Here is a 21,905-nt window from a genome sequence, read left to right as displayed (position 1 = left end):
GTCCCTCACTTCTCGAGGTTCTCGGGGTACTCGGGGTTCTCGGGGTCGAGCGCCGGGTCCGCGCACCGCAGGTCCGGGTCGGTGGCGAAGGCGGTGAGCAGCCGGTTCAGCCGGGCGGTCAGTGTCCGGGCGGTCGCCGGGTCGAACAGGTCGGTGCTGTACTCCAGGCAGGCGGAGAGCCCCGCGGGGCCGCCGTCCCCGGTGCGGAGTTCCCGCACGCTGAGGAACAGGTCGAACTTGGCGACGTCGGTGGGGTCCGGCTCCTCGGTGATCCGCAGCCCGGCGGCCTTCAGCTCCAGCGGGCCCTCCGTCTCGAACCCGAGCATCACCTGGAACAGCGGGTGACGGGCGCGCGAGCGCGGCGGGTTGAGAGCCTGCACCAGCTGCTCGAACGGAACGTCCTGGTGTGCCAGAGCCGCCAGGTCGGCGTCTCGTACGCGCTCGACGAGCCGGCGGAAGGTGGGTTCCCCGGAGGTGTCGGTGCGCAGGACCAGCGTGTTCACGAAGAAGCCGACCAGGTCTTCCAGGTTCTCCTCCGGCCGGCCGGCCACCGGCGTACCGATGGGGACGTCGGTTCCCGCACCGAGCCGGTCGAGCAGGACGGCGAGAGCGGCCTGGGTCACCATGAAGACGCTGGCCCTGCTCTCCTGGGCGAGCTTCGACAGCGCGGCGTGCACCCGCTCGTCGACGGTGAACCGCACCTGTCCGCCGCGGTGGCTCGCCACCCGGGGCCGCGGGCGGTCCGCGGGCAGCGTGATCTCGTCCGGCAGACCTGCCAGTGCCTCGCGCCAGAAGCCGAGTTGCCGGGAGAGCAGGCTCTCCGGGTCCTTCGCGGAGCCGAGCCGCTCGGCCTGCCAGAGCGTGTAGTCGGCGTACTGCACCTCCAGAGGGGCCCAGTCCGGCGCCCGCCCGGCCCGGCGCGCCGTGTACGCGGTCGTCAGGTCGCGGGCCAGCACCGGCAGCGACCAGCCGTCGCCCGCCGCGTGGTGCAGCACCAGGAGCAGCACGTGGTCCTGCTCGCCGAGTTCGAACAGGCTGCCCTTCAGGGGCACCTCGTCGGCCAGGTCGAAGGGGTGCGCGGCGGCCTGCCGCACGGCCGCGTCCAGCTCGGCCGGTTCGAGGGTCCGCTTGGCCAGGGCCGCAGGGACGTCCTCGACCGGGAGGATGTGCTGGCGCGGTACGCCCCGGCGCTCCTCGAAGACGGTGCGCAGCGGCTCGTGCCGTGCCACCACGTCGCCCAGGGCCGCGGTGAGCGCCTCCGTGTCCAGCGGGCCCGTCAGCCGCAGCGGCAGCGGCAGGTTGTAGGTGGAGCTCGGGCCTTCGAGCCGGCCGAGGAACCACAGCCGCTGCTGCGCGTGGGACAGCGGGAGGATGTCCGGTCGTTCCCGCCGGGCCGGCGGGGCGGCGACGGTGTCGCCCGCGCCGAGCCGGGCGGCCAGCGCGGCGACGGTCGGGTTCTCGAACAGCCAGCGCGCCGGCATGGTCGCGCCGAGCCGTTCGCGTACGGCGGCCACCACCCGGACGGCCTGGAGCGAGTGGCCGCCCAGGGCGAAGAAGTCGTCGTCCGTCCCGGCGTCCTGGCTGCCGGTCACCTCCTGCCAGACGGCGAGCAGGGTGGCCTCGGTGGCGTTCCGCGGGGCCCGGTAGGCGGGTGGCGCGTCCGGCATCGTTTCGGCGGCGGGCACCGGGGGGACGGACTCCACGGCGGGGGATTCCACGACCGGGGGCGTCCTCGTCCCGGTGCCCCGCAGGGGACCGGTGAGGGGCGCGGGCCCGTCGGGTGCGGCGAGGAAGGTCTCCAGCAGGCGCGTGTACGCGTCGGCGTAGCCGCGCACCGTGGCGGCGTCGAAGAGGTCGGTGCGGTACTCGACGGTGACGTGGTACCGCTCGCCCTCCTGCAGCACGTCCATGGCCAGGTCGCACTTGACGTGCCGCCGTCCGGGCGTGCCCAGCGAGACCTCCAGCCCTGCCAGCGCGGGCGGTTCGGGGGCCTGGTCGAGGTTGAACAGCGTGGCGTGCAACTGTCGCCGCGGGCCCTCGGTTCCCTGGGGCAGCCGGGAGGCGATCGCCGCGAACGAGCAGTCGCCGTGCGCGAACGCCTCGGCCAGATGGCGCTGCATCGCGACGGTGACGTCCCGGACCGACGCGTCCGGTGCGGGGCGGCTGCGGAGGGGCAGCACGCTGCTGCAGTTGCCCACCACGCGGTCGGCGCCGGGCTCGTCGCGCTGGGCCACCGGCACGCCGATCACCACATCGTCGGCGCCAGTGAGCCGGTGGAGCAGCCCGGCGTACGCGCTGAGCAGCAGCGTGAACGGAGTGCACCCGAGCCGGGAGCCGGCGGAGGCGATCCGGCGGGAGAGGCCGTCCTCCAGGGTGACGGTCACCGACGCGCCCTCCGACGAGGAGCGGGCGGGCCGGGGCCGGTCGGTCGGCAGCCGGAGCGCGGGCGCGGGGTCGGCGTGCGTGTCCAGCCAGAAGCGTTCGTGGGCCCGCAGGCGCTCACCGCTGCGGCGTTCGTGCTCGCGCTGGACCAGTTCCCGGAACTGGCGGGCCGGCGGCAGCGGTTCGGTGTCCGTGCCGACGGCGGCGGAGTACAGCCGGCCGATCTCCTCCAGCACCACGCGGAAGGCCCAGCCGTCCACCACGGTGTGGTGTGCGGTCAGGTGCAGGCGGTGGTGGGTGTCGTCGAGCCGTTCCACCGCGGCGCGGACCAGTGGTCCGGCTTCCAGGTCGAAGACCTCGTCCGCCCAGGCGGCCGCGTCCGCCCAGCCCGCAGCGTCCGTACCGGACGCGCCGAACCGCACCAGCGGCACGTCGAACGCGTCGACGGACAGGACCCGTTGACGTCCCTCGTCCGGGCTGAACACGGTCCGCAGGCCCTCGTGGCGGGCGACCACTGCCTGCACGGCCTCACGGAGCGCCGAAAGGTCCAGCCTCCCCCGGAGGTCGAGCCGGACGCTTTCGTTGTAGGCCCGCGAGGCGTCCTCGCCCGTCTGGGCCAGCAGCCACAGTTCGTGCTGCGCGTCGCCCGGCGGCAAGCTCGCGGGCGGGTGGATGGTGCGCGCGCCGGGGAAGAAGCCGGCCTCGGTCATCTCGTCGGCGGTCTCCGCGAGTGCCGCGACGAGAGTGGCCACGTCCTCGTCAGTGTGCGCGGTGGAGAGGAAGCAGTTGCGGCCCTCCCAGACGTAGATCCCCTTCTCCGCGAGGGCGGTGTGGAATACCTCCACCGTCTCCGACAGCGCCGTCTCCCGCAGGAAGCGGAACCGGAAGAGAGAGCCGAAGGCGGTCAGCCGGACGGGTACGTCGGCCGCTTCGAAGAGGCCGTTGACCGCGGACGCCAGGGCCGCCACCTTCCCGCTGACGGACTCCTGCAGGGCCGGCCCCCGGCGCTTCAGCTCGCGCAGCACGGCCCGGCCCGCCGCGAGCGCCAGCGGGTGCTTGCAGAAGGTCCCGCTGAAGAAGGTCCGGACGCTCTGCCGGTAGGGCGCGTCGCCGAAGGTCCAGGCGCCGCCGTCGATGGGGTCGAGGTACTTCGCCCGGCCGGCGACGGCACCGATCGGCATGCCGCCGCCCATCACCTTCCCGTAGACGGCGAGGTCCGCCCGCACCCCGAACAGCGCCTGCGCGCCGCCCGGGTGCATGCGGAAGCCGGTGATCACCTCGTCGAAGATCAGCGGCACGTCCGCCTGCCGGGTCAGCTCCCGCAGCTCGCGCAGGAACTCCCCGGGCTGGATGTCCGGCCGCCGGCTCTGCACCGGTTCGACGAGTACGGCGGCGAGCTCGCCCGCGTGGTCGCGCAGCGCCTGTAGGGAGGCCGGGTCGTCGTAGGGGAGAACGAGGGCGTTGGCCGCGACCTCCTCGGGGATGCCCGGCGCGAGCGGCACGGCGTGGGCGGAGGAGCCGTCGGGGTTCTGCACGGCCAGGATCGGGTCTGCCGAACCGTGGTAGGCGCCCGCGAACAGCGCGACCCTGGACCGGCCGGTCACCGCGCGTGCCAGCCGGACCGCGACCATCACGGCCTCCGAACCGGTGTTGCAGAAGACGGTCCGCTCCTGGCTGGTCAGTTCGCAGACGAGTTCCGCCGTCTCGGCGGCGAGGTCGTTGTGCGGGCCGAGATGCATGCCCCGCGCCAGCTGGTCGGTGAGCGCCTGCTCGATGAAGGGTTCGCGGTGCCCGAAGAAGTTGACCCCGAAGCCCATGGTGAGGTCGAGGTACGCGTTGCCGTCGGCGTCCCACACCCGGGAGCCCTCGGAGCGGGTGACGACCAGCGGGTACCGCGCCTCTCTCAGGTTGAGGTGCGGCTGCGGCGCGTGGCGTACGTCGGCGTGGTACACGCGCTCCCGCACGGCCTGCGCCTTGGACTCGGCGGTCCGCGCGCAGTACCGCTCCACCAGGGCGGCGACGTAGGCGCGGCGGCTCCCCTCCTCCCCGTCCCGTCCCTCGGCCCGGACGGAGCCGGACGCGGCGGCCGTGCCGGACGCCGGAGCCTGCCGGAACGGCACGAAGGTGTCCGGCGCCGCGCGGGGGAGGGGGGCGGCCACCGGGGCCTCGTGCGGGTGTTCCGTGCGCAGGCCCGCCTCCGCCGGGGCGGTGGCCGGTGACGCAGCGGCCGCCGGGGGCAGTGGACGCCCGGAGCCCCGCAGCAGTGCGTACGCCTGGTCCATCACGCGGGCGTGCACGGAGAGGAAGTGCTCGACGGCGTCGCCGCCCGGCGCCCCGTGCCCCGCGGTCTCCCCGGCGGGCGTGCCCGGTGCGGCGACACGCGTCGCCGGCTCCGGCGGCTCCGCCCCGGCCGGGTCCGCGGTGGCGGCGGCCAGGGGTGCCTGCGCCTCGACGTATTCCGCGAGCAGCCGCGGGGTGTTCAGCTCGTCGAAGAGCTTGGCGACCGGCAGGCGTACGCCGAAGGTCCGCTGCACCGCCTGCAGGGTGTGCATCAGGGTCAGCGAGTCGGCGCCCAGTTCGAGGAAGGACGCGTCCGGATCGGCCGCCTCCGGGTTCTCCAGCAGCCGCCCGACGGTCTCGGTGAGCAGCGACAGCACCCGGCCCTGCGCCGGAGATTCGTTGGGCCGGTGTGCCACGGGGAGGGGTCCTTCCGTTCGGGGACGAGAGGGAGGGCCGGCAGGCCGGAGGCCGGCGGCCGGGAGCGCCGGGGCTTGCGGCGCTGCAGAGGGGAGCCAGTGCGGGGAGCGCTTGAACGGGTAGGTGGGCAGCCCCGCGACACGCCGCGGCGGCCTTCCCGCGGCGGCCCCCTCCCGGTCGACCGGATGCCCCGCGACGTACAGTCCGGCGACGGCGTCGGCGAGCACCGCCTGGTCGTCGGCGCCCTCCCGCAGCGAGCACAGCCACAGCGCGCCCGGCACCGTGCGACGCCCCGCCGTGCCCAACGTGCGGCCCGGGCCCGCCTCCAGGAAGGTGGTGCAGCCCTCGGCGGCCAGGGCGCGCAGACCGTCGGCGAAGCGCACGGGCTCTTCCAGATGGCGTGCCCAGTGGTCGGCGTCCGGGCGCAGCGACCCGTCGAAGAGGCGACCGTCGGTGTCGCTGACGAAGGGGATACGGGGCGCCGCGAACTCGACGGTGCGCGCGACGTCGAGGAAGGCGGCACGGGCCGGGGCCATCAGCGGGGAGTGGAAGGCGTACTCCGACGGCAGGTCCCGGGTGACCACGTCGCGGGCGGCGAACGCGCGCCGGGCGGCGTCCACTCCCGCCGCCGTGCCGGAGACCACGACGTTGCTCTCGCCGTTGACGCAGGCGATGACGCTCTTCGATGGGTCAGTCCCGTCCAGGTTCAGACCGGCCAGTACTTCCCGCACGGTCGCCTCGGCCGCCAGCACGACCAGCATCCGGCCCTCGTCGCACCGCTCTTCGATGAGCCGGCCGCGTTCGGCGGCCAGCCGCAGGCCGTCCTCGGGGCCGAAGACGCCCGCCACGCACGCCGCGGCGAGTGAGCCGGCGCTGTGACCCAGCACGTACGCCGGTTCCACGCCCCGGGAGCGCCACAGTGCGGCGAGCGCGTACCCGACGGCGAAGAGGACGGGCTGCGTGTAGCGGGTCCGTGCGAGCAGGTCCGCGTCGGCGGAATCCACTGGGAGCAGCGAGGTGACGGTGCGTCCGAGGTGCGCCGCGGCGATCTCGTCGCACTCCTCCAGGGCGCGGCGGAAGGCGGGAGAGGTCTCGAGGAGCCGCCGCCCCATCCCGGGGTACTGGGTGCCCTGGCCGCCGAACAGGAAGGCCACGCCACCCGCCGGGGTGCCGCCCGGGGCAACGGGGGCGATCGGGGCGAGGGTCTGTCCGCTGTGCGTGCCCGTGGCACGGCCCGTGGCCAGCCACTGCTCCGCGCGGGTCGCGGCTTCCTCCGCGTCCCCGGCGGCGACCGCGAAGCGGTGCGCGAAGTGGGTGCGGCCGCTGCCCGCTGTGTGGCAGACGTCGTCCCACGCCGGGCCCGCCGGGTCCCGGAGCACCCGCGCGTACCGGTCGACCAGGGTGTGCAGCGCCTCCGGAGTGCGGGCGCTCAGCGTCAGCACGTCCGTCCGCCGCGTGCCGGTCGCGTCGCCGCCCGCCTCGCCGCCCGGTCCGGCGGCAGGGTCGTCGGCCTCCGGCGCCTCCGTGACGACGACGTGGGCGTTGGTGCCGCCGAAGCCGAACGAACTGACGCCCGCCGCACGCGGCGTGGCTGCTTCCGGCCAGGGCGTCGCGACGGTCGGGATGCGCAGGACGCCGTCGGTGTCGATGCGCGGGTTGGGTGTCTTCAGGTGCAGGTGCGGCGGGATCACGCCGTGCCGCAGCGCCAGCACGGTCTTGATCAGTCCGGCCATTCCGGCGGCGGACTCGGCGTGGCCGATGTTCGTCTTGACCGAGCCCGTCAGCAGCGGGTCGTCCGGTCGGCGGCCTTCTGTGAGCACGGCGCTGAGGGCGCGGGTCTCCACCGGGTCCCCGAGCGGGGTACCGGTCCCGTGCGCCTCCACGTAGCCGATGCGGGCGGGCTGGATTCCCGCGTCCCGCAGCGCGTCCCGGATCACGCGACGCTGCGCCTCGCCGCTGGGCGCCGTCAGGCCGTTGCTGCGGCCGTCCTGGTTCACGGCGGTCCCGCGGATCACCGCCAGCACCGGGTCGCCGTCCCGGAGCGCGTCGGTCAGGCGCTTGAGGACGACGACGCCGCACCCCTCGGCCCGCACGTAGCCGTCGGCGGCGGCGTCGAACGTCTTGCACCGTCCGTCTCCGGCCATCATCCCGGCCCTCGTGAAGATCTCTGTGGTGTCGGGGGTCAGGATCAGGTTGACGCCGCCGGCGACCGCCGTGTCGCACTCGCCGGAACGCAGGCTCCGGCACGCCAGGTGCACGGCCACCAGGGAGGAGGAGCAGGCGGTGTCGACGGCCATGCTCGGTCCGCCGAGGTCGAGGAGGTACGAGAGCCGGTTGGCCGCCATGGTGAGGGACTGGCCGCTGCCGCTGTACGGGCCGAGTGCGGCGCCCGTGCCGCCCTGAAGGCGCCCGTAGTCGCTGGCGCTGATGCCGACGAACACGCCGGTCGTGCTGCCGGCGAGCGAGCGCGGGGGGATGCCGGCGTCCTCCAGCGCCTCCCAGGCGGTCTCCAGCAGCAGACGCTGCTGGGGATCGACGTAGGCGGCCTCGCGGCCGGACAGCGAGAAGAACTCCGCGTCGAATCCCGCCACGTCGTCGAGCAGCCCCAGCGGGCCGTGGTCGCCGAGCAGTTCACGCCGGGTGCCCGGGGCCGACACCAGGTCGTTCCCCGCGATCAGGTGCCGCCACAGGGCGGCCGGCCCGTCGGAGCCGGGGAAGCGGCACCCCATCCCGATCACCGCCACGGCGCCGGCCTCGTGCCGGGACGTGGCCTTCTCCACAGCCGGGAGGTCGGTTCTCAGCCTGGGCGGCGGGTGAGGAGCGGTGGCATCGGACGGCCCGCCCGCAAGGTGGGTGCCGAGCGCCTGCGGGGTGGGGTGTTCCCACATCAGGGCGGGGGAAAGGTCCTGCGAGAGGTGGGTCTGCAGGTCGCCGATCAGGGCGACGGCGTCCCGCGAGGAGAGGCCGCAGTCGGCGAACGGGGTGGTGGGGTCCACCGATTCCTCGGGGAGCCCGGCCCGTTCGGCGACGCTCCGGGCGATCCAGCCCACCAGGGTGGACGGATCCTCTGCCCACGCGCCCGGCACAGTGGTGCTCACCGGCATGCACTCCCCCTCCAGCCGCCCCCCGGCGACGTTGCGGGAAGTAAACCGGCGCCCCGCTAGGGGAACGACCAGACGCTGGCGCGATTCAGCCCTTGACAGCGCCGCCCAGGGTGAATCCGCCGCCCAGGCGGCGGGAGATCAGCACGTACAGCAGGATGACCGGCGTCGAGTACAGCACGGAGAAGGCGGCGAGCTGCCCGAACGCGACCGCGCCGTAGTTGCCGAAGAAGGTGAAGAGTGTGACCGACGCGGGCAGTTTCGCCGGGTCGACGAGCAGCATGAAGGGGACGAAGAAGTTGCCCCACATCATGATGAACGAGTAGACGGTCACGACGCCGAGCCCGGGGCCCATCAGCGGCAGGATGACGCGCAGCAGGGACTGCCGCCAGCTCGCGCCGTCCGTCCACGCCGCCTCCTCCAGCACCACCGGCACGCCGTCCATGAAGTTCTTCATCAGGAAGACGGCGAAGGGCAGTTGGGAGGTGGCGAGGAACATCGCGGTGCCGTAGCGGGTGTCGATCAGGTCGATCTGGACGAAGAGGCCGTAGACCGGGACCATCACCGCCGTGATCGGCAGGCAGGTGCTGAAAAGGATGGTCAGCAGGTACGGCCGGCTGAAGCGGGACCGGAAACGGGACAGCGGGTAGGCGGCCAGCGCCGCGCACACCATGGTGATCAGGGTGGCGCCGCCGCAGATCAGCAGACTGTTGAGCATCGGCTGGAAGGTGATCTCCTCGGTGAGCACCGCGGCGAAGTTGTCCAGCGTGGGGTCCCCGGGCGCCGCGACGCGCAGCGTCGCCTCCGTGTCCAGGGAGGCGAAGGCCAGCCACAGCAGCGGCACCACGAAGGCGGCGGCGACCACGAGCAGGCCGAGGTCGGCGGCGAGCCGCTGCCGGCGGCGCCGGCTGAGCAGCGCCGAGGGCCGCAGGGACAGGCCGGGCCGGAGCCGGGTGCGCAGGTCGCGGTCCAGGTGCGGGCGCGGCAGGTCCAGCGAGTCGGGCGTCGGCTTCGGCGCGGCGTGGGTGGTGGAGGCGGAGTCGGCGCCGGGCGGCACCTCCCGGGGCACGGTGGGCGGCACCGGCTACACCTCCTCGCGCAGCAGGCGCAGGTAGACGACGGAGAACAGGGCGCCCACGAGGAGCAGCAGCAGGGCGACGGCCGTGCCGTAGCCTATGAGCGCCTTGTTGAACGCGGTGTCGTACATGAACACCGGCAGGGTGGTGCTGCGCTGCCCGGGGCCGCCGCGGGTCATCGCCCAGATCAGGCCGAAGACGGACAGCGTCTGGAGGGTGTTGAGCATCAGGTTGGTGCCGATGGAGCGGCGGATCATCGGCAGCGTGATGTGCCACATCCGCTGCCATCCGCTCGCGCCGTCCACCTCCGCCGACTCGGTCACCTCGTTCGGCACGTCGGACAGCGCCGCGGAGTAGACAAGCATGGAGAAGGCGGTGCCCCGCCACACGTTGGCGAACGACACCGCCAGGATCGGCAGCGTGAACAGCCAGTTCTGCTCGGGGAGCTGGAGCCAGGCGAGCACGTCGTTGAGGGTGCCGCGGCTGCTGAAGAAGGTGTAGAGCAGGAAGCCGGCGACGATCTCCGGCAGCACCCAGGCGCAGATGACGACCGCTCCGGTGAGCGACCGTACGGCGCGGCTCGCGCGCCGCATCAGCGCGGCCAGCGCCAGGCCCAGGGTGTTCTGCCCGAGGATCGCGGAGACCACGGTGAACACCAGGGTGAGCACCACGGCGTTCAGGAAGTCGGGGTCGGCGAAGGCGCGGCGGAAGTTCTCCAGGCCGACGAACGACGCGGACGCCTGCCCGGTGAGCTGGGTGTCGGTGAAGGCGATCCAGCAGCAGTAGCCGATCGGCCCGGCGAGGAACAGCAGCAGCATGGCGGTGGCCGGGGCGACCGGCAGCCATCGCAGGCCCCGCGGCCCCCGCCCGGCCAGGTCCCGCCCCGTTGTGTCCTGGCGCCGCGGCGGACGTGCGGGCCCGGCGGCGGTCTTCGCGACGCTCACCGCTGGACGACCGCCCCGTCGGTGAGGGTGCGCAGCTCCTCGTCGTATGTCTTCGCGGCCTCCCGGGGCGAGGCGTCGCCCGTCGTCACCTTCTCCATGGCCTCCGTGAGCGCGCCGGAGACCCGCGGGTACACGGGTAGCGCGGGCCGGTAGTGCGTCACCTCGACCAGGTCGGTGAAGAACTCGATGCCGGGCAGGGACTTCCGGTACTCGGGATGCTGCGCCACGTCCTCCCGCACGGCGATCTGGGCGCCGCGGATGCACCACTCGCGGGCGTTCTCCGGGGTCTGGAGGGTCTCGATCAGCTTCCAGGCGAGGTCGTGGTTACCGGAGTTCTCCGGGATGGACCACGTCCATCCCCCGGACATGCTGACGCTGCCCGGCTCCTGCCCGTCCTGCGTCGGCATCGGCGCCATGCCCATCGTCTCGGACCAGTCCGGCCAGGGGCGGCCCCCGGTGTCGAGCCACTGGTTGCCGAGCCAGGAGCCGTCCAGTGCGATGGCCAGGTCTCCCTCGGGCAGCAGTTCGGTGGGCACCCGGGTCTGGATGTTGGGGGACAGCGCGTCGGACACGTCGGGGCCGAGGTTGTCCGCGTACACGGTGTCGATGAACTCCAGGCTGTCCACGAAGCCCTGGCTGCCGGTCACCCACTTCTCGGACTGCGGGTCGTACAGCGGGTCCGGGCCGGTGCCATACAGCAGCATCTCGAAGCCCTGCATGGCCGCCGCCTCCCCGGCGGCCTTTCCGGTGAAGACGTTGAGCGGAATGACGTCGGGCACCTCGCGGTCGATGGTGCGCGCGGCCTTGAGTACGTCGTCCCAGGCCTGCGGCTTCCAGTCCTCCGGGAGCCCGGCCTTCGCGAAGATCTCCCGGTTGAACCACAGCGCTCGGGTGTCGGTGCCGTCGGGCACGCCGTAGGTCTTGCCGTTGCGGGCCTTGGCGGCGGTCTTCGCCGAGTCCTCGAAGCGGTCCCAGTGCTTCCACTTCTTCAGGTAGGGGTCGAGCGGGAGGAGGTAGCCGCTCTCGATGTCGGAGTTGATGAGGAAGGTGTCCTCGTAGACCAGGTCCGGCGCGGTCTGCGGGGAGCGCATCATCTGCTGGATCTTGGTGTAGTAGTCCTGCTGGGACGCCTGGATCGGCACCAGCTCGACTGTCTTGCCCGGGTGGGCTTTCTCGAACTGCTTCGCGACGTACTCGACGTAGTCGTCCCGCACCGTCACCTTGTTGTTGGTGTCCTTGGGGAACGCGACCTGAAGGGTGTTCGGGTCGTCGCCGGAATCGCCGCCACAGGCGGTGAGCGTGCCCGCGGCGAGGACCGCGGCGACGGTGAGCATCAGCGGAGCGGTGGGGCGCACGAGCATGACCTCCTCGGCCACGGCCGTGGCGGGCCACCGGTGGTCCGCCGTCGGCCTCGTGGTCTGCTGCCCGGGACCGTACGGCCGTCACCGTCCAAGGTCAATATCGCGTGAGCCAGCGGTAACAGAACTCCGGGCGGCCCACCTGCCCGTACTGCGGACGCCGTTCGGCCCGCGCCGCGGTCACCAGGTGCTCCAGGTAGCGGCGCGCGGTGATGCGGTTGATGCCCACCTGCTCGGCGGCAGCCGCTGCCGTCAGGCCCTCCTCCCCGGCGTCCCGGAGCGCCGCGGTGACGGTCTCCAGGGTGGCAGCGGCCAGTCCCTTGGGCAGCGTGGCGGGCTGCGGCGCGCGCAGCGCGGACAGCGCCCGGTCCACCTCGGCCTGGCTGCCCGCCTCTCCGCCGCCCCCGTCGCCGCCGGTGCTCTGCCGGAACTCGGCGTACTGGCGCAGCCGGTCGCGCAGGGTGGGGAAGGTGAACGGCTTCAGCACGTGCTGCACCACGCCGAGGACGACGCCCTCCCGCACGACGGTGAGGTCGCGTGCGGAGGTCACGGCGAACACGTCGACGGAGTGTCCCGCTCCGCGCAGCGCGCGCAGCAGCGCCAGGCCGTGGCCGTCGGGCAGGTACAGGTCGAGCAGGATCAGGTCGACGGGGGTGCGGTCCAGCGCCCGCGCCGCCTCCGCGCGGGTGTGCGCGACGCCCGCGACCTCGAAGCCGGGCACCCGCCCGACGTAGGTCGCGTGCGCGTCGGCGGCGACGGGGTCGTCCTCGACGACGAGCACGCGAATCGCCTGCGGCGGCGTGCCGGTCGCGCCGTCCGGGGTTCTGCCGGGGGGCTTCACCGGCCGCCTCCGGTGCGGGCGGCGTCGCCGGTGCGGGGGCGCGGCGGGGCCGCTGTCCCCGGGGCGGCCGGGCCGAGGGGGAGGACCACGGTGAACTCGGCGCCGCCGCCGCGGGCTTCGGCGAGCGTCACGTCGCCGCCGTGGCGGCGGGCGGTCTGCCGGACGAGGGCCAGGCCGAGGCCGCGGCCCCGGCCGCCGGGGTCGCCCTTGGTGGACCAGCCCCGGTGGAAGACCGCGTCGGTGTCCGCCGGGTCGATGCCGTGGCCGGAGTCGGCGACGCGGACGAGCAGTTCGCGCGCGCGGTCCGTGCCGTCCTCTCGTACCCGCACGGTCACCGTGACCCGTGCCGGGGCGGAGGCCGTGCCCCGGCCCCTCCCCCTGGGCCCTGCGGCCCGGGACGCCCCCGCAGCGTGTTCCGTCGTGTCGGGGAGCGCCCTCGCGCCCCCGGTACGGGTGCTGCCGGCGTCCTCAGCCGCCGCGGGTGCGCCCGCCGTACGCGGGGCGGGGCGGAGGCGGCCCACCGCGTCCGGCCCGTCCGGCCCGTCCGGCGCGGCGCCGTCGGCCACGCGGGCGGAGGCGTCCACCGCGTTGTCGATGAGGTTGCCGACGACGGTCACCAGGTCGCGGGACGGAAGCTCGGGCGGGACGAGACCGTCGTCGATGCGGCTGTCCGGCGTCAGCGTCAGCTCGACACCCCGCTCGTTGGCCTGCGCCGCCTTGCCCAGCAGCAGCGCCGCCAGCACCGGCTCCGCGACGGCGGCCACCACCTGGTCGGTGAGCGCCTGCGCCAGCTCCAGCTCCTCGGTGGCGAACTCCATCGCCTCCTCCGCCCGGTCCAGTTCGATCAGCGACACCACGGTGTGCAGCCGGTTCGCGGCCTCGTGCGCCTGGGAGCGCAGCGCCTCGGCGAGACCCCGCGCGGAGTCCAGTTCGCCGGTGAGCGTCTGGAGTTCGGTGTGGTCCCGCAGCGTGACGACGGTGCCGCGCCGTTCACCACCCGTGACGGGCGAGGTGTTGACGACCACGACCCGGTCGTCCGTCAGGTGCACCTCGTCCACGCGCGGCTCGGAGGCCAGCAGCGCGCCGGTCAGCGACGGCGGCAGGCCCAGGTCGGCGACGTACCGGCCCACCGTCGCGTCGTCGCCCACCGTCGCGTCGCCGCCCGTCGGGGCGTGCAGTCCGAGCAGCGTGCGGGCGCCGTCGTTGATCAGGGCGATGCGGCGCTGTCCGTCGAGCATCACCAGGCCCTCGCGCACCGCGTGCAGCGTCGCCTCGTGGTAGTCGTGCATCCGGCTCAGCTCGGTGGCGTTCATGCCGTGCGTGTGGCGGCGCAGTCGCGCGTTGACCCAGTAGGTCCCGACCCCGCCGAGGGTCAGCGCCAGGCCGGCCACCCCGAGCAGGGCGGTGACCTGCTCGGCGACCTGCGCGCTGATCCGCTCCACCGCTATGCCCGCGCTGACCAGGCCGACGATGCGGCCGTCGTCCCGGACGGGGGTGACCACCCGCACCGAGGGGCCGAGCGTGCCGGTGTAGGTCTCGTGGAAGGTGCGGCCCTCCAGCGCGGGGCCGCGGTGGCCCACGAAGGTGCCGCCGATGCGCTCCGGGTTCGGATGCGTCCACCGGGTGCCCTCGGGGTCCATGATGGTGATGAAGGTCACTCCGGTGTCCTGCCGTACGCGTTCGGCGTACGGCTGGAGGGTCCGCGTGGGATGCTCCGTACGGATCGCCCTCCGCACGGAGGGGGAGTCGGCCACCGCCAGGGCCGTGGCCGTGGCCTGTTGCCGGGCCGACTCCCGCGCCTGCCCGCGGTCCTGGATGTAGGCGTAGACCGCGCACCCCGCGACCAGCAGGGCGACCAGCACGACCTGCATCGCGAAGAGCTGGCCCGCCAGGCTGCGGGGTCGGGGGACGCGCATACCGGCCAGTGTGCACGGCGGCGGCCGGATGGCGCATGCGCCGTGACGCGGGCTGCGGGCGCGCGAGCCGCGGCGACGCGACCGCATGAGGGCCTTCCCCGCCGCCTCTCCGCCGTTCCCGTGCACGTAATGCACGTAACCGTGACCTGCGCCACTCCGGGGGTGCATATTCGCCGGGATTCCGACAGCCGCTCACCCCCCGAGGAGTCGACGTGCCAGGCCAGACGCCGCCGTCCGAGACCCCGTCGCAGGGCTCCGCCGCCCCGGCGACGCAGAAGCCCGCAGCCAAGCGGGACCGTACGCACTACCTCTACATCGCCGTGATCGTCGCGGTGCTGGCCGGCATCCTTCTCGGCTTCGTCGCGCCCGGCGTGGCCGTCGAGCTCAAGCCGCTGGGCTCCGGTTTCGTCGACCTGATCAAGATGATGATCTCCCCGGTCATCTTCTGCACGATCGTTCTCGGCGTCGGGTCCGTCCGGAAGGCCGCCAAGGTCGGGGCCGTCGGCGGTCTCGCGCTGGGCTACTTCCTCGCGATGTCGACCGTCGCGCTGGCCATCGGCCTGGTCGTGGGCAACGTCCTGGACCCGGGCAGCGGCCTGAACCTGACCGAGGAGGCCGCGAAGGCCGGCGCCGCCGAGGCGGAGGGTGGCAGCGGTGGCACCGTCGACTTCCTGCTCGGCGTCATCCCCACCACGCTGATCTCCGCGCTGACCGAGGGCGAGGTCCTCCAGGCTCTGCTGGTCGCCCTGCTGGTCGGCTTCGCCCTCCAGGCGATGGGCTCCTCCGGCGAACCGATCCTGCGCGGCATCGGCCACCTGCAGCGGCTGGTCTTCCGCGTGCTGTGGATGATCATGTGGATCGCCCCGGTGGGCGCCTTCGGCGCGATCGCCGCAGTGGTCGGGGAGACCGGCCTGGACGCGCTGAAGTCCCTCGCGGTCATCATGATCGGCTTCTACGTCACCTGCGCGCTGTTCGTCTTCGTCGTGCTGGGCCTGATCCTGCGGATGGTGGCGGGCGTCAACATCTTCTCCCTCCTGAAGTACCTGGGCCGGGAGTTCCTGCTGATCCTCTCGACATCCTCCTCCGAGTCGGCGCTGCCCCGGCTGATCGCGAAGATGGAGCACCTCGGAGTCAGCCGCCCGGTCGTCGGCATCACCGTCCCCACCGGCTACTCCTTCAACCTGGACGGCACGGCCATCTACCTGACCATGGCCTCCCTCTTCGTCGCCGAGGCCACCGGCAACCCGCTGTCCCTCGGCGAGCAGATCTCGCTGCTCGTGTTCATGATCATCGCCTCCAAGGGGGCGGCGGGCGTCACCGGCGCCGGTCTGGCCACTCTCGCCGGCGGCCTGCAGTCGCACCGCCCCGACTTGGTGGACGGCGTCGGCCTGATCGTCGGCATCGACCGCTTCATGAGCGAGTGCCGCGCGCTGACCAACTTCGCCGGCAACGCGGTGGCCACGGTGCTGGTGGGCACCTGGACCAAGGAGATCGACAGGGAGCAGGTCGCGGCCGTCCTCGCCGGGCACCGGCCCTTCGACGAGGCGCAGATGGAGGCGTCGCACGGCCACGACGTCCCGCCCGACGACTCGGCGGACGCGTCCACCCCGCCGCCCTCCCTCGACAAGGAACCGGCCGGCGCCCGCTGACCCCGGCGTCCCCGCGGATGTTTCGACGGGCCCCTCTCCCACGGAAAGCCGTGGGAGAGGGGCCCGTCTGCGCGACCATGGCCCTACGCACCTTCCGGAAGGGGAGTCAGCCATGGCGCCGTACGACGTCAAGCGGGCGCAGAAGGAGCTCTACGCGCCCAGGAACACCCGATGGGCCCTCGTGGACGTTCCGGAGCAGCAGTTCGTCGCCGTCGACGGAGCCGGGGACCCGAACACCGCGCCCGCCTACGCCGAGGCGGTCGGCGCGCTCTACGCCGTCGCCTACACCCTCAAGTTCGCCGCCAAGGCGACGGAGGGCGGCGACTTCGTCGTCGCTCCGCTGGAAGGGCTGTGGTGGTCGGACCGGCTCGACGCCTTCACCCGCCGGGACAAGGACGCCTGGCAGTGGACCATGCTCATCAGCATGCCCTCCTGGATCACCGCGGACCTCGTCGAAGAGGCCCGCCACAGCGCGCTGGCCAAGAAGAAGATCCCCGCGATCTCCCGGCTCCGGCACCTGACCCTGCACGAGGGGCTGAGCGCCCAGGTGCTGCACATCGGCTCCTACGACGACGAGACCCCCGTGATGGAGGAGCTGCACGGGACCTACCTCGCCGACCACGGACTGCGGGCCACAGCCCGGCATCACGAGGTCTACCTCGGCGATCCCCGCCGGACCGCCCCCGAGAAGCTGCGGACCGTCCTGCGCCAGCCGGTCGAGCGCGTGGACGGTTAGGCCCTGGCCGCGGCGCGCCCGCATCGGTGCGACGGCGTTGTCAGAGGGCGGTGCGAGACTCGGCTCATGACGAGCGACACCGGCGTACCGGCCGACCAGGAGAAGGCGGACCTCCGGCGCTATCTGCAGGCGGCCCGCGAAGCCGTGCTGTGGAAGCTGGAGGGGCTCTCGGAATACGACGTCCGCCGCCCGCTGACGCCCACCGGCACCAACCTGCTGGGCCTCGTCAAGCACCTGGCGGGCGTGGAGCTGGGCTACTTCGGCGAGACCTTCGGGCGTCCGCCCGAGGATTCGCCGCCGTGGCTCTCGGACCTCTCCGACCCCAACCAGGACATGTGGGCCGGCCTCGACGAGACACGTGACTCCGTCATCGCCCTCTACCACCGGGCCTGGGCGCACACCGACGCGACGGTCGCCGCGCTGCCGCTGGACGCGACCGGCCGCGTCCCGTGGTGGCCGGAGGACAGGGCGGAGGTCTCCCTGCACCGCGTCCTCGTCCACGTCATCGCCGACTCCCAGCGCCACGCGGGCCAGGCCGACATCCTGCGCGAACAGCTCGACGGCGCGGTCGGCATGCGCAAGGGCAACGACAACATGCCGCCCGGTGATGCCGACTGGTGGCGGGACTACCGCGCCCGGCTGGAGGCCACCGCACAGCGCGCCGCCGACCGGAAGCACTGACTCCGGTCGGCGGCACGGGGTGGAGCGGGGGAGAGCGGCGGCTCAGCCGGGGCGCAGCCAGAGGGTGGCCAGCGGGGGGAGCGTGAGCGTGAGGGACACGGGGTGGCCGTGCGCCGCGACGGGCTCGGGGGTGAGCAGCCCGGAGTTGTGGAGGCCGGAGCCTCCGTAATCGAAGGCGTCGGTGTTCAGCGTCTCCGTCCAGGTGCCCTCCGGGGTCGGGGGGACCCCGATGCGGAAGTCCTTCCGCACCACCGGCGACATGTGGGACACGACGGCCAGCGGGCGCCCCGCCGCGTCGTACCGGAGGAATGCGAAGACGTTGTCGTCCCGTGCGCCGCCGTCGATCCACGAGAAGCCTCCTGGGTCGGTGTCGCGCTGCCACAGCGCGGGCGTCTCCGCGTAGCGCCCGTTCAGATCGCGCACCAGATCGCGCACTCCCCGGTGGTCGGGCTCCGCCTCGTACGCCGGGTCCAGCAGCCACCAGTCCGGGCCGTCGGCCTCCGACCACTCGCCGCCCTGCGCGAACTCCTGTCCCATGAAAAGCAGTTGCTTGCCGGGGTGCCCCCACATGAAGCCGAGGTAGGCGCGGTGGTTGGCGCGCCGCTGCCACCAGTCGCCGGGCATCTTGGACACCAGCGCCTGCTTGCCGTGCACGACCTCGTCGTGCGAGATGGGCAGCACGTAGTTCTCCGAGTAGGCGTAGACCATGGAGAACGTCATGTCGTCGTGGTGGTAGCGCCGGTGCACCGGGTCCTTGGACATGTAGACCAGCGAGTCGTGCATCCAGCCCATGTTCCACTTGAAGCCGAAGCCGAGCCCGTCGTGGTGGGTGGCGCGGGTGACACCGTCCCAGGCGGTGGACTCCTCGGCCATGGTGAGGACGCCCGGGCAGCGCCGGTACAGCGTCGCATTCATCTCCTGGAGGAACGCCACCGCGTCCAGGTTCTCCCGCCCGCCGTGCGCGTTCGGCGACCACCGGCCGTCCTCGCGCGAGTAGTCGAGGTAAAGCATGGAGGCGACGGCGTCGACCCGGAGCCCGTCGATGTGGAACTCCTCGCACCAGTACAGCGCGTTGGCCACCAGGAAGTTGCGGACCTCCCGGCGCCCGTAGTCGAACTCCAGCGTTCCCCAGTCCGGGTGCTCGGCCCGGGCAGGGTCGGCCGGCTCGTACAGGGGCGTGCCGTCGAAGCGGGCGAGCGCCCAGTCGTCCTTGGGGAAGTGCGCGGCCACCCAGTCCATCAGCACGCCGATACCGGCCGCATGCAGTGCGTCGACCAGATGCCGGAAGTCGTCCGGCGTGCCCAGCCGCGCCGTCGGCGCGTAGAAGCCGGTCACCTGGTATCCCCACGAGCCGCCGAAGGGGTGCTCGGCGGCGGGCATGAACTCCACGTGCGTGAAGCCGAGGTCCTTGACGTAGGCGGGGAGCTGTTCGGCCAGCTCCCGGTAGGTCAGTCCCGGGCGCCAGGACGGCAGGTGCACCTCGTAGACGGACAGCGGCGAGGCGTGCCACTCCCGGCCCGCCCGCCGCTCCATCCATGCCGCGTCCTGCCACTCGTGCTGCGAGGCGGTGACCACGGACGCGGTCGCGGGCGGGCACTCGGTGCGCCGCGCCATCGGGTCGGCGCGCAGCGAACGGTGCCCGTCCGGGCCGGTGATCTCGAACTTGTACAGCGCGCCCTCGCCGAGCCCCGGCACGAACAGCTCCCACACGCCGCTGGAGCCGAGCGAACGCATCGGGTACTGCGCCCCATCCCAGTGGGTGAAGTCCCCCGCGAGCCGCACCCCCTGCGCGTTCGGCGCCCACACGGTGAACCGGGTGCCCGTAACGCCGTCGTGCGCCATGGGGTGGGCGCCGAGGGCGCGCCACAGCTCCTCGTGGCGGCCCTCCGAGAAGAGGTGCAGGTCCAGTGCGCCGAGCGAAGGCAGGAAGCGGTACGGGTCCTCGACCCGCACCTCCCGGTCCGGCCCGCCGGCATCCCCGGAGGCGTAGCGGACGGTGAGTGCGTAGGAGGGGATCTCCGCCACCGGGAGCAGCCCGGCGAACAGGCCGTCGCCCTCGTGGTGCAGCTCCGCGCACAGGCCCTCCGCGACGACGGTGACGCTGCGCGCGCAGGGCCGGAGGGTCCTCAGGACCACGCCGCCGGGGCCGGGGTGGGCGCCGAGGAGGGCGTGCGGGTCGTGATGGCGTCCCTCCAGCAGCCGCCGCCGGTCCTCCTCCCCGAGCGGCTCGGGGACCCGCACGCCGTGCGCGCTCCGCGCGGTGCGGGGTGAGCTGCCCGGCTCCGTGGCCGTGCCCTGCGCCGACGGATCGGCGGCGGGCGGCGGTGTGGCGGGCGGCGCGGTGGCCGCCGACCGAGTCGCGGGCGTCGCGTGCCGCACGACGTCCGGGGCGGTGTGCCCCGACGCCTCCGGGCCGCCGTCGCGGGTGGTGGCCTCGGCGGCAGCCGGAGCCGCGGCGAAGAGCGAGCCCTGCCCGGACACGCCGTGCCGCGCCGCATCGTGCGCGGGCCCGCCGCGCGGCGGTTCGCACTCGGTCGAGGGCAGCAGGAAGGCCTCAGTGGAGGTGCCGGCGGCCGGCCGGCCACCGCTGGCCGTGACGTGGGCGGGCTCGCGGCCCGCCCGACGTCGGGCGTCGGCCTCCGTCGCCGGGTTGCCCGCGTCACCGCCGCGCGGGGGCGGCCCGTGGCGGCCGGGCGTGGTGGCGGCCGGGTCGTCGGGATGGAAGCTCACGGATCGTCCTCCGATACGGGGTGGGTGCTGGTGCGTGCGACGGAAATCGATGCGGTGGGAACGTCGCCCCAGCCCCCCGCCTGCCGTCCCGCCCTGCCGACGTGTGCGGGGTCCGGACGCGTCCGGTCCCCGCGTCGGCGTCCCCGGCGCTGTGCCGCCACGCCACGGCCCGGTCCCGTGCCGCACGGCGGCTCGCTCACCGGCGGTCGGCGGGCGCGGCGGCGAGGCGGCGGACGGCGGACATGGGGACGGGTAGCCAGGCGGGCCGGTGCCGCGCCTCGTACAGCACCTCGTAGACCGCTTTGTCGGTCTCGAAGGCGCGCAGCAGCGCCGCGTCCTCGCGCGGGTCCGTACCGGAGACCGCGGCGTAGCCCTCGCAGTAGGCGGCGCGGTTGGCGGCGGCCCAGTCCTGGGCCCAGCCGTCGTCGTCGCAGGTGGCGCGGGAGCCGCGCGGGTGGCAGGCCGCGTAGTCGAAGGACCGCAGCATCCCGGCGACGTCCCGGACGACGGGCTGCGCGCGCCGCCGCTCAGCGAGGGGGCGGGCGGGCTCGCCCTCGAAGTCGATCAGCGTCCACCGGTCGTCGGCCGGGGTGTGCAGGGCCTGCCCGAGGTGGAGGTCGCCGTGGATGCGCTGGGCGAGCCGGGTCTGGCCGCGGCGGGCCAGGTCGGCGAGGGCACCGTACGCCTCCCGCAGCCCGTCGCGGTACGGGCGCAGCGCCGTCACGGCGCCGACAGCGTGGTTCAGTCGTTCGGTCATCGACTCCGCCAGGCGCAGGAGTTGCGGCCGTCGCAGGACCGTGGTGGGCAGGGCCGAGGCCAGCCCGGCGTGCACCTCGGCGGTCGCCCGGCCGAGGCCGTGGGCGGCGCCGGTGAAGTCGGCGCGAGCGGTGAGGGTGCGGAGCGCGAGTTGCCAGCCGTCGCCGCTGCCGGGCAGGAATGGTTGGAGCACACCCAGGGTCAGACCCGGGCTGCGCCCGGTCTCCGGCTCGGCCTCGAACCAGGCGGTCGGCGCCGGCACCCGGTCGCAGCCGTGGCGGGCGAGCGCGAGCGGCAGCTCCAGGTCGGGGTTCACGCCGTGCCCGACGCGGCGGAACAGCTTGAGGATGTGCGAGGAGCCGTACACGACTGAGGAGTTGGACTGTTCGGCGGTCAGCAGCCGGGCGGGCAGGTCGGCGGGGATCACCGCGCCGGAGGCTCTGTGGGTGAAGCGCAGCGGGCCCAGCCGCCCGGGGCTGCGCAGCCGTTCCAGCAGTACGCCGGCGAGGCGCGGGTCGTGCAGCGCCTCGTAGACGGTACGGCCGCGCAGCGGGCCCGCCGCAGGGGTGCCGATGTGGGCCGGCGCGAGGTCGGGCGGTAGTACCGCCCGTACGCCGAGGAGGAGTTGGTAGCAGTCGACGGTCCGGTCGGCTGCGGAAGGGCCGCTGCGAGTGCGGACCAGCAGGTGCAGCAGGCCGGCGGGTGCGGGATCGATTCCGCCGTCGGCGTTCGCGGCGGTGCCGTCGGTGCCGGGAACGGGCAGGAGTTCCGTGGCCGAGACGAGGGTGAGGTCGCCGGGCGGACGGCCCTTGCCGGCGAACCAGCGCTGCCGGGGCAGCCACTCGGCGAGCAGGGGGGTCAGCGACCGCAGCAGGGCGGTGCCCCGCTCACGCGGCGCGGCCGGGGCGGCCGCGGCGGCGGCGAGAGGCAGGGATCTTTCCGACATGACCGTCCTTTCCCCGGTGCACGAAAGGTACGCCGAGTGTCCCGGATTGCCGTCTGGGCGGTTCGGAGGTGCCGGGCCGTGTCGCGGGTGCG

General features: G+C 73.7%; 11 protein-coding genes. 3 read left to right on the top strand and 8 right to left on the bottom strand.

The features are described 5' to 3' along the window. Positions 1–5 precede the first annotated feature (5 nt). The 6 genes from E4198_RS06460 to E4198_RS06435 all read right to left on the bottom strand — a co-directional run bounded on the left by E4198_RS06460 (position 6) and on the right by E4198_RS06435 (position 14,315). Positions 6–8,177: a type I polyketide synthase gene (locus E4198_RS06460; protein ID WP_168711383.1), complete on the bottom strand. Its 8,172-nt coding sequence runs from the start codon at positions 8,175–8,177 to the stop codon at positions 6–8. A 91-nt stretch (positions 8,178–8,268) separates the two neighbouring features. Next, a complete protein-coding gene (locus E4198_RS06455; protein WP_210732906.1) occupies positions 8,269–9,096 on the bottom strand; it encodes a carbohydrate ABC transporter permease in 828 nt (275 codons plus the stop codon). A gap of 168 nt (positions 9,097–9,264) precedes the next feature. Next, a complete protein-coding gene (locus tag E4198_RS06450) occupies positions 9,265–10,074 on the bottom strand; it encodes a sugar ABC transporter permease (RefSeq protein WP_136185217.1) in 810 nt (269 codons plus the stop codon). A 122-nt stretch (positions 10,075–10,196) separates the two neighbouring features. Further along, positions 10,197–11,555: an extracellular solute-binding protein gene (locus E4198_RS06445; RefSeq protein ID WP_136185216.1), complete on the bottom strand. Its 1,359-nt coding sequence runs from the start codon at positions 11,553–11,555 to the stop codon at positions 10,197–10,199. A gap of 100 nt (positions 11,556–11,655) precedes the next feature. Further along, positions 11,656–12,399: a response regulator gene (locus E4198_RS06440; RefSeq protein WP_247597574.1), complete on the bottom strand. Its 744-nt coding sequence runs from the start codon at positions 12,397–12,399 to the stop codon at positions 11,656–11,658. Beyond that, complete coding sequence (locus E4198_RS06435; protein WP_136182324.1) at positions 12,396–14,315, bottom strand: sensor histidine kinase; 1,920 nt, start codon at positions 14,313–14,315, stop codon at positions 12,396–12,398. The genes E4198_RS06440 and E4198_RS06435 overlap by 4 nt, the downstream gene beginning before the upstream one ends. 314 nt (positions 14,316–14,629) lie before the next feature. Here E4198_RS06435 and E4198_RS06430 point away from each other — a divergent pair, with 314 nt between their 5' ends. From E4198_RS06430 to E4198_RS06420, 3 genes are all read left to right on the top strand, one after another. Beyond that, entirely contained in the window at positions 14,630–15,964 is a 1,335-nt protein-coding gene (locus E4198_RS06430) for a cation:dicarboxylase symporter family transporter (protein ID WP_247597869.1), read from the top strand. Positions 15,965–16,076: 112 nt separating this feature from the next. Then, the gene (locus E4198_RS06425; RefSeq protein ID WP_136182322.1) at positions 16,077–16,700 is read left to right on the top strand and encodes a GyrI-like domain-containing protein; all 624 of its coding nucleotides are present in this window, start codon (positions 16,077–16,079) and stop codon (positions 16,698–16,700) included. A 66-nt stretch (positions 16,701–16,766) separates the two neighbouring features. Next, positions 16,767–17,381, top strand: a complete 615-nt coding sequence (locus tag E4198_RS06420) for a DinB family protein (protein ID WP_136182321.1) — start codon at positions 16,767–16,769, stop codon at positions 17,379–17,381. A 42-nt stretch (positions 17,382–17,423) separates the two neighbouring features. Here the strand turns inward: E4198_RS06420 and glgB are convergent, their stop codons facing one another. Continuing rightward, positions 17,424–19,622: a 1,4-alpha-glucan branching enzyme gene (gene glgB, locus E4198_RS06415; protein ID WP_247597868.1), complete on the bottom strand. Its 2,199-nt coding sequence runs from the start codon at positions 19,620–19,622 to the stop codon at positions 17,424–17,426. Between the two features lie 685 nt (positions 19,623–20,307). After that, positions 20,308–21,813 (bottom strand): maltokinase, encoded by a 1,506-nt coding sequence (locus E4198_RS25325; protein WP_168711382.1) that lies wholly within the window; start codon positions 21,811–21,813, stop codon positions 20,308–20,310. Positions 21,814–21,905 lie beyond the last annotated feature (92 nt).

This window comes from Streptomyces sp. RKND-216, assembly GCF_004795255.1.
Taxonomy (GTDB): Bacteria; Actinomycetota; Actinomycetes; order Streptomycetales; family Streptomycetaceae; genus Streptomyces; species Streptomyces hazeniae.
The sequence above is the reverse complement of the archived record's forward strand: the minus strand, read 5'-3'. Positions and strand labels throughout refer to the sequence as shown.